The organism is Pseudomonadota bacterium, assembly GCA_023229365.1.
Lineage (GTDB): Bacteria > Myxococcota_A > Polyangia > JAAYKL01 > JAAYKL01 > JALNZK01.
The window spans coordinates 1-10,907 of sequence record JALNZK010000077.1; the positions used below are offsets into that span (position 1 = coordinate 1).

Annotated in this window: 7 protein-coding genes; 2 read left to right on the forward strand and 5 right to left on the reverse strand. The window is 71.4% G+C overall.

What is annotated here, in order from left to right; genetic code table 11:
• Both M0R80_22200 and M0R80_22205 read left to right on the forward strand, forming a co-directional pair.
• Positions 1-1,487, forward strand: a 1,487-nt coding sequence (locus tag M0R80_22200; GenBank protein MCK9462346.1) for an RNB domain-containing ribonuclease, incomplete at its 5' end; no start/stop codon positions are given.
• 131 nt (positions 1,488-1,618) lie between these two features.
• Positions 1,619-2,776, forward strand: coding sequence for an AAA family ATPase (locus tag M0R80_22205; protein MCK9462347.1), 1,158 nt, complete (start codon positions 1,619-1,621; stop codon positions 2,774-2,776).
• Positions 2,777-2,783: 7 nt separating this feature from the next.
• Here M0R80_22205 and M0R80_22210 read toward each other — a convergent pair whose 3' ends face one another.
• From M0R80_22210 to M0R80_22230, 5 genes are all read right to left on the reverse strand, one after another.
• A complete protein-coding gene (locus M0R80_22210) occupies positions 2,784-4,721 on the reverse strand; it encodes a hypothetical protein (protein ID MCK9462348.1) in 1,938 nt (645 codons plus the stop codon).
• Positions 4,718-6,211, reverse strand: a complete 1,494-nt coding sequence (locus M0R80_22215) for a hypothetical protein (protein ID MCK9462349.1) — start codon at positions 6,209-6,211, stop codon at positions 4,718-4,720. The genes M0R80_22210 and M0R80_22215 overlap by 4 nt, the downstream gene beginning before the upstream one ends.
• Positions 6,208-8,316 carry a hypothetical protein gene (locus M0R80_22220; protein MCK9462350.1) on the reverse strand — a complete coding sequence of 703 codons (2,109 nt, stop codon included), beginning with the start codon at positions 8,314-8,316 and terminating at the stop codon, positions 6,208-6,210. The genes M0R80_22215 and M0R80_22220 overlap by 4 nt, the downstream gene beginning before the upstream one ends.
• A 36-nt stretch (positions 8,317-8,352) precedes the next feature.
• On the reverse strand, positions 8,353-9,120 hold the full coding sequence (locus M0R80_22225; protein ID MCK9462351.1) for a hypothetical protein: 768 nt from the start codon (positions 9,118-9,120) through the stop codon (positions 8,353-8,355).
• Between the two features lie 15 nt (positions 9,121-9,135).
• Positions 9,136-10,907: DUF6029 family protein (locus M0R80_22230; protein ID MCK9462352.1), on the reverse strand; the 1,772-nt coding region annotated here is incomplete at its 5' end.

Below are 10,907 nucleotides of genomic sequence, written 5' to 3' on the forward strand. Positions count from 1 at the left end.
CGATCGCGACGATCGATCCCACCGACGCCCGGGACTACGACGACGCCATCAGCGTCGAGCGGCGGCAGGGCGGCGCGATCCGGCTCGGCGTGCACATCGCCGACGTCTCCCACTTCGTCGTTCCCGGCGGCGCGCTCGACGAGGAGGCGCGTCGGCGCGGCACGAGCGTCTACTTCCCGCGGCGCGTGATCCCGATGCTGCCGGAGATCCTGTCGAACGGCGTGTGCTCGCTGCAGGAGGGCGTGAGGCGGTTCGCGCGCAGCGCCTTCATCGACTACGACGGCGACGGCAACCCGCTCCGCGCCCGCTTCGCGCGCACGATCATCTCCTCTTCCAAGCGGCTGACCTACGAGGAGGCGGAGGAGATCTCGACGGGCGGGGGCAAGGGCGTCCCGAGGCTGGTCCGCGGCCGGATCGCCGCGATGTACGAGCTCGCGCGTCGCATCGAGGCGCGGCGGGAGCGCGAGGGGATGCTCCGCCTCGATCTGCCGGAGGTGGAGCTCGTGCTCGACGCCGAGGGCCGGGTGACGGACGGCGGGCCGAAGCCGCACCTCTACTCCCACCGCGTGATCGAGATGCTCATGGTCGAGGCGAACGAGGCCGCGGCGCGCGCCCTCTTCGACGCCGAGATCCCGACGCTGCGCCGGATCCACCCGGCGCCGAGCGACGACGCCTTCGTCGATCTCGCGAAGTTCGTGCGCGCCCTCGGCCACAAGATCCCGACCCGCCCGACGCGGCGCGACCTGCAGGAGCTCGCGTCGTCGGTCCGCGGCGAGCCGGCGGAGCGGGCAGTGAACATCGGCATCCTGCGCTCGCTGCAGCGGGCGGTGTACTCCACCGCGCCGGAGGGCCACTTCGCCCTCGCGAGCGAGCACTACTGCCACTTCACGAGCCCGATCCGGCGCTACCCGGATCTCGTCGTGCACCGGGCGCTCGACGTGCTCGCGAGCGGGGTGAAGCCCGCCCCGCCCGAGCCGCTGACCTCCCCCCTCCCCCCCTCCGATTCGGAGGGGGGGGCGGAGGGGGAGGTGCTCGACGCGCTCGCCGCCGAGATGTCGCGCAAGGAGCGCGGCGCCGAGGCCGCGGAGCAGGAGCTCCGGCTCGTCCTCGTGCTGCACCACCTCTCGACGAAGGTCGGCGAGGAGATCGAGGGCGTGGTCACGGGCGTCGCGGACTTCGGCCTGTTCGTGCAGATGCCCAAGTTCCTCGTCGAGGGCGTCGTGAAGCTCGCGGATCTCGGCGACGACTGGTGGGACGTCTCGACCGAGCGCGGCACGGTGCGCGGCGAGACGACCGGGCGGTCGATCCGGATCGGCGACAGGCTCCCGGTGATCATCGCCGAGGTCGACGTCCCGCACCGGCGGCTCGTGCTCGTCGCGCCGCGGAAGAAGGACGCGGCCGGCGCCAAGCCCGCCAAGAACGCGAAGCCTGCGAAGAGCGCGCCGCCCGAGAAGCAGCCCCGACGCGGCGGGAAACGACACCGGTAGAGGGCTCGTTCCCAACGAGCCCGCTCGCGCCCCGGCCACGATGGCGACATGGATGAAACAATTGCTGACTAGCGTTTTCGTGTGGATAAAATGATAGTTGACTATCGTTTTTGCATGGATAAAATGACAGTATGTTCGACCGCTGGTTGCAGCTGAAGGGCACCTCCGCGCTCGTTCTCGGGCCGCGGCGTTGCGGCAAGACGACGCTCCTGCGGATGCGTTTCCCGGACTACGCCTACGCCACCCTCGACGACCTCGATCTGCTCGCGCTCGCCAAGAAGGACCCCAAGGGGTTCGTCTCCCGGCTCGGGCCACGCGCGATCATCGACGAGATCCAGCGGCTGCCGGCGCTCACGATCGCGGTGAAGCACGCCATCGACAGCGAGGGCGCGCGTGTCCTGATGACCGGCTCGAGCTCGGTCGGCCTGCTCGACGCCGCGGCGGACACGCTCGCCGGGCGCATCGACGTCGTCTCGCTCCCCACCGCCTGCTGGGGCGAGGACGCCGGGCCGCCGACGCACCGCGTCTTCGACGACCCGCAGGACCCGCTCGAGCAGAAGGAGGCGGCGCGTCGCCTGGACGACGCGCTCGCGTTCGGCCTGTTCCCGGAGATCGTCACCGCGGCCGGCGCCGAGGCGAAGCGCGAGCTGCTCGCGCGCTACAAGAACAGCTACTTCACGCGCGACATGATGCGGTTCGCCAACCTCGAGAACGCGGACGCGATCCTGTCGCTCTACCTCCACCTGGCGCGCTCGATCGGATCGCACCTCGAGGTCGCGCACTTCGCGCGCGAGGCCGGCGTGAGCCAGGTCACCGCCCGCAAGTACCTCGCGTCGATCCTGCATTCCCAGCTCGGGTTCCGGCGGACCGGCTACCAGTACGGGCCGGCGAAACGGCTCGCGCGGGCGGCGAAGAGCTACTTCGCGGACAACGGCGTGCTCGGCAGCCTGTCGGCTCGGCCGAGCGACGGGCAGATCATGGAGAGCTTCGTCGTCGCCGAGCTCGAGAAGCGGCGCAAGCTCGGGCTGATCGCCGCGGAGCAGCTGCACTACTACAAGAGCGCGGCCGGGCGCGAGATCGACGTGGTATTCGAGGACGGCGACGCGCTGCGCGCCGTCGAGATCAAGACGACCGCGGCGCCGAGCGGCCGGGACCTGCGGAACCTGCGGGAGTTCGCGGCGTCGTTCGGGCGGCCGGTCCGGGCGTGCCTGTTCTACGCGGGCGCCGAGCGGGCGGAGATCGACGGGGTCGCGCTCGTCCCGATCACGGCGCTCTACCGCGGGCGGTAGCGGCGAGTCAGTACCGGTTCACGATCTCGAAGTCGGCGGGGTGCGGCGCCGGGATCCGGACGAAGCCGACGGGATCGCCCTTGAGCCGCTCGCGCTCGACGCGGCAATCCGGCTCGCAGGCGAACGTCTCGATCCAGTGGTACCGGAGCACGACGTCCTCGTCGGGTGTCGAGCCGCGCACCGCGATCCGGTTCATCGACGCCGCGACCTCGCCGGAACCCTCGGCGAAGTAGCTCACCTTCAGGCGCGACTCGAACACGATGTGCGGCGGGAACTCCGCGACCTTCCGCAGGAGCTTCTTCTCGGCGAGGAACCTCCCGTGCGTGACCGAGGTCACGACGTAGCGCACGCCGTAGCGCTTCATGTACGCCTTGAGCGTTCCCTCGGGCGGCCGCTTCACGGGGTACAGCCGGAAGAAGTTCGCGGCCGAGTGCTGGAGGTTGCGCAGGCGGAAGCCGCCGAGCACCTCCGCCTCCGTCTTCCACGCGAGCAGCTCGCCGATGGTCCAGTTCTCCACCAGGTACCGGCCCTGCTCGCCCGTGGCCACGCGCGCCGCGACCCACTCGGCGAGCGCGGCGTGGGTCTCGTCCATCCCCGTGTGGCGGTACGGAATCTGGCGCGGGTACCCGATGTTCGAGAAGCCGACCGCGTCGGTGATCTTCGGCCGCTCGTCCTCGAGGACGCGCGCCTCGGGCACGAGCGGCGGCAAGAAATACATGACGTCGCGCGCGAGCCTCGGGATCGCGACGAAAACGGCGATCGCGCCCACGACGTAGACCCGCGGCGGCAGCCCGCGCAGGGCGCCGGACGCGGCGATCCGCTCGACGAGCTGCGCGGCGGGGATGAGCGCGAGGAACGCGAGCGGCGCCGTGAACCTGTACGGCTGCACCTGCAGGAGCGGCGGGATGTAGCCCCCCAAGTACCCGGCGACGAAGAGCGCCCCGAGGCCTGTCGCGAACGCCCAGAACCGGGGATCGCGGTCGGCGCGCCAGTAGAAGAGCGACACGGCCGCCGCCCCCATCGCGAGGAACCGGAACCCCGAGCGCATCCCCGCGCCGCCGGACACCGCGCGGTCCAGCACGATGCCGACGTAGTCCGTGGCGAGGTGGCCGATCGTCGTCGCGCCGAGGTAGCCCGAGTTGAGGATGTAGTGCCAGAACCGGAGGTCGACGAGGAGCCACCAGGCGTTCATTGCGAGGGTGACGACGACGATCCCGGCGATCGCGGCGTGCTCGCGCCGCCCGAACGCGCGGAACCGCCGTGCGTACATCGCGATCATCGGCACGGCGAGGATGAAGAAGCTGTAGGGGTGGGCGAGGTGCAAAGCTCCCATCACGGGCGCGAGCGCGATCGCGTACCGCAGCTTCCCGCCGGACGTGAACCTGTGGAAGAGCGCGAGGGGCAGGAGGCAGAGGTAGCTCGCCATGGCGTAAGCGACCATCCCCTCCCACCACGCCCAGTGGATGAAGCTGTCGAAGCACCAGACGCAGAGCCCGAGCGCGACGACGACGAACCGGGCCGCGCGCCCGAGGTCGAAGAGCCGCGCAGAAGAGTAGAGCACGATCGGCAGGAGGAGGTGCGCGAGCGCGATGAACAGGTTGAACGCGAGCCCCTTGCCGACCCCGAGCCGCGTCAGGGCGAAGGTCCACAGCTCCCAGCCCTTGTTGTCGGCGTCGAAGATCACGCCCTGCGGGGAGCCCGCGAGCATCTGCGGATCCCACGCCCAGCTCTTCCGGAAGCCGTCGAGCGTCTCGGTGACGCGCCAGACCTGCTCGATGTGCGTGTCGAGATCGCGCCCCGACAAAGGCTCGTCCGCGAGCAGTACCGCGGGAGGCTCCCAGTAGAGCATCGCGGCCGCGTACGCGGCGAGGAGGAGAACGTACGCGAGCGGGAGCGCGAGCCTGCGTGCGAGACCGACGCCGCGATTGTGCTCCCCGCCGCTCATGGCTTCTCCTCGGCCTTCTCCGCCGGCTCCTCGCACTTCGCCCTGCGCACGAGCACCTCCATCGACGCGGTCGCCTTGGCCTGCTTGTAGCACGCCCGGATCGCGGACTCGAAGTCCTCGAGCACGACGCTGGGCTGATCCTTCATCGACGGCACGGCCCAGCGGAAGTTCCAGACGAGCGACGTGCGCGGCGCGGCGACGCGGATCACCGCCGCCGGCACGCGCGCCTTCACCGCGGCCGTCAGATCGGGCACGACCGTGAAGCGGTGCGCGCGCGCGGCGTCGGAGTCGGTGGGCGGCATGGCGGAGAACGGCCCCATCTCGGTCCCCGGGATCACCGCGCGGCCGGCCTCGACCGCCACGACGCCGAGCGGCGCGAGCAGCGGCCCGGGCGGCACCCCCTTCCGGACGAACGCCGCCACCTCGGCCACCTCCTCGGTCGGATCGACGGGCGTCGCCGGCGGCGACAGGAAGCACAGCGACAGCGCGGGCAGCGCAAAGGCCAAGCGGGCGAGCGGCGATCGCCACTCCTCGAGGCCGTGGAGCACGATCGCGCCCGCGGCCGCGGCCACGGGGACGCTCGCCGCGATGTAGACGCCCCACGCGGACGGCGGCGCCATCGGCGCGACGAGCGCGACGGTCCCGGTCGCGAGCAGGACGAGCTCCGGGCCGGCGCGCCTCGAGGCGAGCCGCGGGACGGCGAAGAGGACGACCGCGAACCCGGCGGTCACCGCCGGTGCGACGTTCCACCACTGGACCGCCTGCGCGTAGAGGTTCCGCTCGTAGGCCGCGCCGAGGTGGTACTCGAGGACGTCGAACAGGAAGGACCCGGGCGCCGCGAGCGCGAACGGGGCGATCGCCGCGACGGCCGCACCAACGAACAGCGCGGCGGTGAGGAGCCTCCGCCTCGCGTCTCCCTCGAGCGCGAACAGGAGCGCCATGGAGGCGGCGATCGGCGCGCAGGTCAGGCGGCAGCCGCACGCGAGCACGGCGGCGACCGCGAAGACCGCGGCGCGCGGCCAGTACGATCCGCGGTGGAGCGCCGCGCCGAGGGCGACCACGAGGAAGGCGCCGGTCGGCGCGCACCACACGGCGAGCGCCTGCAGAGAGACCCACCGCGGGGAGGCCGCCACGAGGAACCCGGCGAGGAGCGCGGGCTCGAGCGCGCCCGTCCTCCTGCGCACGATCCACATGAGGCCGAGCAGCGCGATCGCGCCCCAGATCGCGTTGACGGCCCGGTGCGCGAAGAGGGTGTGCCCGGTGAGCGCGAGGATCGAACCGCTGACGTACGGTAGGAGCGGCATCTGCGTGTACGCGAAGTCGCGGTAGAGCGCGCGCCCGGCGAGCGCGTCGCGGGCCGCCACCGAGTAGAAGCTCTCGTCGGGCGCCATCGCCGAGGCGCCGTGGTAGTGGACGGCGAGCGCCGCGTACGCGCCGAGCACGGCCGTCGCGGCGACGATCGCGGCCGCGCGCCGGAAGGCGGGTCTCATGTGCGCTCGGCGGCCCGTCGCCCGGGCCGCCGGGCCAGGCGGCGGGCGAGGACGACCCCGGCGAGCGTGACGCACGCGATCCAGCCGAAGAGGCTCGCCCAGTTGGCGGCCCGCTCCAAAGGCGGGCGCACGTACAGGAGCTCGGTGATCCCGTCGCGCGCCTCGACCGTCATGAGGATCTTGCGCACCCCGGGCAGCACGCCGTGGCGGGTGACGGTCAGCTCGCGGCCGTCGCGGTACGCGCGCCACGGGTAGAAGTACGCGATCGGGTAGTGGAGACGGGATCCCTCTCCGGCGCCCGCGACGCGGACGACGACGCGCTCGTCCTCGAAGGCGAGGACGTCGATCGTCCCCGGCCCCTCGATCGAGACGGGCGGCGCCTTCCCGGCCTCGACGGAGTACACCCAGACGTCCCCGAAGCGCTTCACGAGCTCGACGTCCGGGCGCCGCGGCCACTCGACGAGCGAGACCAGCCAGCGGACGTGGAGCGTCTCGAGCGCCTCGGGCTGCGTGAGCAGCCGCTGGATGAGCTCGGTGTCGTACGGCCATCTGTGGGCGAGCGGGAGGTTGTTGAAGATCGCGGTCGCCTCGTAGCCGAACTTCAGCTTGGGCAGGCCGGTCCAGATCGGCGACGCCGCGAACAGGTGCTGGTGGTAGATCTCGTTGCACTCCGCGGACACGAGGTTGCCCTTCACGCAGAGCTTGCCGGGCTGGTACAGGACGCGGTCGAGCGGGCCGTGCGGCTGCCGGCCGATCCACGCGTTGGCGCGGACGATGTCGGGCCACAGCTCGCCGCCGAGCCGGTCCTTCTCGGACTGGACCGCGATGCGATCGTAGTGCTCCTCCCATCCCACGGCGATGATCGCGGCGACCAGCCCCGCCGCCGCGAACGGCCGCGCGCTCCGCAGGAGCGGCCCGAGGCCCGCCCCGAGCCTCGGCCACCGGAGCGCCGCGCGCGCGCACCCCCAGTCGATCGCGGCGACCCCCCTGTCGACCGCGTAGCCGGCGAGCACGAACCACAGGAGCTTCAGGAACGCCGCCATCCGCTCGATCTGCGCCTTGCGCACGATGAGCCCCTCGCCGAGGTGGGCGGCGACCCCGGTGAAGACGAACGCGGCGATCAGGAGCAGCGCGAGGTACGTCGGCCAGCGCTTGCGGGAGAGCAGCGCGGGCACCAGGCCGAGCCCGCCGAGCGCCCACGCGACCCAGTAGAAGTTGTCGAACAGCTTGTTCGAGGCGAGCCGCTCGACCATCCTCGGGAGCGAGTACCAGGCGCCGCCGAAGCCGACCGCCGGCCAGCCGAGCGTCCACTCGCCGCCGGTGGTCAGCCACGGCACGATCCAGAACGACGCGAGGACGAGCGCGGCGATCCCGGCGAGCGCCGCCCGGCCGATCACGCGCAGCGGGTGCGCGCTCGCGCGGCCCGCGATCGCGACGACGATCACGACGAGCGGCGCCGAGAGGCCGAGGTAGAAGTAGCCCATCGGGTGCCCGAGGAGGGCGCCGGCGAGCAGGACGACGAAGCCGAGGAACCGGAGCGGGCGCTCCCGGATCGGGCGGGTGATCGCGCCCTCGCACGCGACGACGCTGAACATCGTCAGGATCATGCCGCGCACGACCGGCCACACCGCGAAATGGTAGGTCGACCAGTGCCCGCCCTGCGGCCACCCGCCCACGTCGCCGAGGTGCAGCGCCGCGGCGACGAGCGCGCCGAGCTGGCCCGCGATCCGGCGCGCCACGACGTACACGCACACCGCGATCGCGACGAGCAGCGCGAAGAAGAACACGGCGTACGTCCGCTCCCAGGACATGAGCCCGAGCGTCACCCACCGGGTCGCGGCGACGAGCATGTCGCCGAGCGCCGGGTAGTACAGCGCCGCCGGGTAGCCCGCGAACGCGGTGTTGCTCCAGCCGGTGACGCGCCCGGAGGGGATGAGCTGGTCGGCCATGAGCCAGCCCTTGTACATGTGGATCATGTGATCGCCGGACGCGGGCACGGCCCAGGCGAGCAGATCCCAGTGCTGGACGAGGCAGAACGCGACGAGCGCGGAGATCCCCCAGTGCGAGGTGAGGAACTGCCGCAGGATGTCCCAAGCTCGGCGCATCGGCTCTCCCACAGTTAGAGAATCGGGCCGCCGGCGTCAAGGCGCGGAGAACTCCTCCACGGCGGCGACCAACTCGTCCACCTTGAAGGTCTTGCCGGGGTACTCCACGTAGTCCGTCCCGAGGCCCTTCACCGCCACCGCCATGTCGGACACCCGGACCGCGACGATGTACGGGAACGCTTCGAACGCGCTGCGGTCGCCGAGGTAGTGCTCGGGGTCGTTCGTGCGGTACAGCGCCTCGTCGAAGCCGTCGTCGAGGAGCTGCGCGTCGGCCGTGATGAGGTCCCAGGCCTCCGTCGTGGTCTGATCGTTCAGGTCGAAGCTCAGCACGCCGATCGGGACGATGCCGTGATCGAACAGCTCCCCCTCCGAGGAGACGACCGCCTGCATGAGGTCGGGGCAGGTGCCGCAGCTCGTCGAGGCGATCGCGAACAGGATGATCCTCGCCTGGGAGACCTGGAACTGCGCCTCGAGGAACCCGCTCATCGCCGCATCCTCCGACTTGAGGAAGATCTCCGGCATGCTGAGGTAGGCGTTCGCGTACTCCGCGGGATCCTCGATGTCCGGATCCGGCGCCCCGAGCCTCACGGAGGTCCACACGAAGCACGGCAGCGTGTCGCCCGGCTCGGCGCCGTAGACGATCCCCGCGTCGGGATCTCCGCCTCCCGGGTAGAAGGCCCCGCACTCCCCGACGTCGGCGCCACCGACCTCGGGCAGCGTGATATCGTCCTGGCAGCCGCAGAGGGCGAGCCCGGCCGCCGACACGGCGATCGCCGCTGCGCGCTGAAGGGTCACGAACGTCATCTTCGGCCTCCTTCCCTAGAACCTGTACACGGCCTCGAGCCGCGCGCCGACCGAGTCCGGGTACATCCGGCAGACCCCGCCCGCGCACTTGATCCCGCCGCGCTGCGCGCCGGCCAGGAGCCGCAGCGTCAGATCCTCGAGCGGCCTCGGCAGGTGCGCGTTGACGATCGCCCAGAGGTAGTGCTGACGGGGCAGCGGCAGCTCCCAGTCCCCGAACCGGAGATCGTTCCCGGCGGTCTCGTCGCTGTACTCGTGCACGATCGTCACGCCGAACGCGCCGGACATGTCGTAGCCGAGGCTCGCGAGCGTCACCCAGTGCGGCACGCTCTCGCTGACGTTCAGGTCGTGGCGCCGCAGCTCGAGCTTCGCCTCCACGCTGTGCGGCCCCTTGATCGGCACCGAGAGATCCGCGGCCGCGTGCCACAGCCTCCCGTTGTCCGGCTCGCCGGTGATGGGCTCGTCCGTCGTCTCGTAGCGGAAGCCGCCGTCGACCGACAGGCTCACGCCCGAGTCGCCGAACTCCTGCCGCGCCTTGAGGATCGGGTGGACGATCAGCGTCGGCGGGTGATCGTCCCAGACGCCGCCTGGGAGGAGGCCCCCCTCGTAGAACAGCGTCGTCGCGAAGAGCGTGACCTGCGTCCTGGACCGCCGGACGAACAGGTCGCCCGTCACCCGGCCGCCCTCCGCGTTGCCGCGCGAGTTGATCGTCATCCAGACCGGCTCGAGCGTCGGCATGTTGTTGTAGGGGATCGCCGGGTTGCCCGCGGTCGTGGAGTACGATCCGCGGTACGGCCCGTCCATCAGCCAGCGGCGGTAGAAGATCCCCTCGCCCTTGATCATGAACGGCGAGAGGTCGTACGAGATCTCGCCGAACACGGCGTACCCCGACTCGTTCGCGACGTCCTGCGCCGGGCGGTAGTTGTCGTGGGTCTGCGCGTCGCCCTCGAGGTAGAGCTGCAGGCCGCCCACGTTCAGCTGGGCCGTGGCGCCGCCGGTCAGCGCGGACACGCCCGGCCCCATGTCGACGAAGAGGCGGTCCGGATCGACGTCCGCCTCGTCCGTGTACCGCGGCCGCATCAACACGCCGTGCGCGCCGAGCGCGAGCGCGTCCTCGATCTGCCACTCGACACGCGCGCCGACGATCTTGTCCAAGGGGTCGTCCCGGAAGATCTGCTTGGTGATCGGGTCGACGTTCAGCGCGTTGACGACGCCGCCGACCAGGATCAGCTTGAGCGCGCGGGGCACCTGGTACTCGACGCGGGCGCCGCGCAGGGCCGTGTCCTCCCCGACGTCGTCCAGCTTGACGAGCGACAGCGCGATGCCGCGCCCGAAGCTGACGTAGAAGTCGCCGGCCGTCACGCGGAGCCGCTCGAGGTTCGCGGTGCCGTAGATCCGCTCGAGCCGGACGTCGTTGCCGTAGTCGAGCGTCGTGTAGCCGCCGGCGCCCGGTCCCCACACGAACTCCGACGACGCGACGCGCCCGGGCGGCCCGGCGAACGCGTTCAGGTCGAGCCGCAGGCCGCTGTCGAACATCTTGTTGCTGGCCTGCGCGTAGATGATGTTCCGGAAGATCCAGAAGTCGTCGTCGTCGCCGTACGCGCCCTCGTTCGTGGGCCCGTTGTCGCCGACGTACTCGGTGATGAACGTCTCGGTGACCCGGAAGCTGACCGGCGTCGGCGCCGGCGCCGGCGTTTCGCCGCACGCGTTGCACGGCGGCCCTTCGGCCTGGCCGAGCGCCGCGGCGGGCGCGAGGAGGACGAGGGCGGTGGCGCACGAGGCGAGCGCGG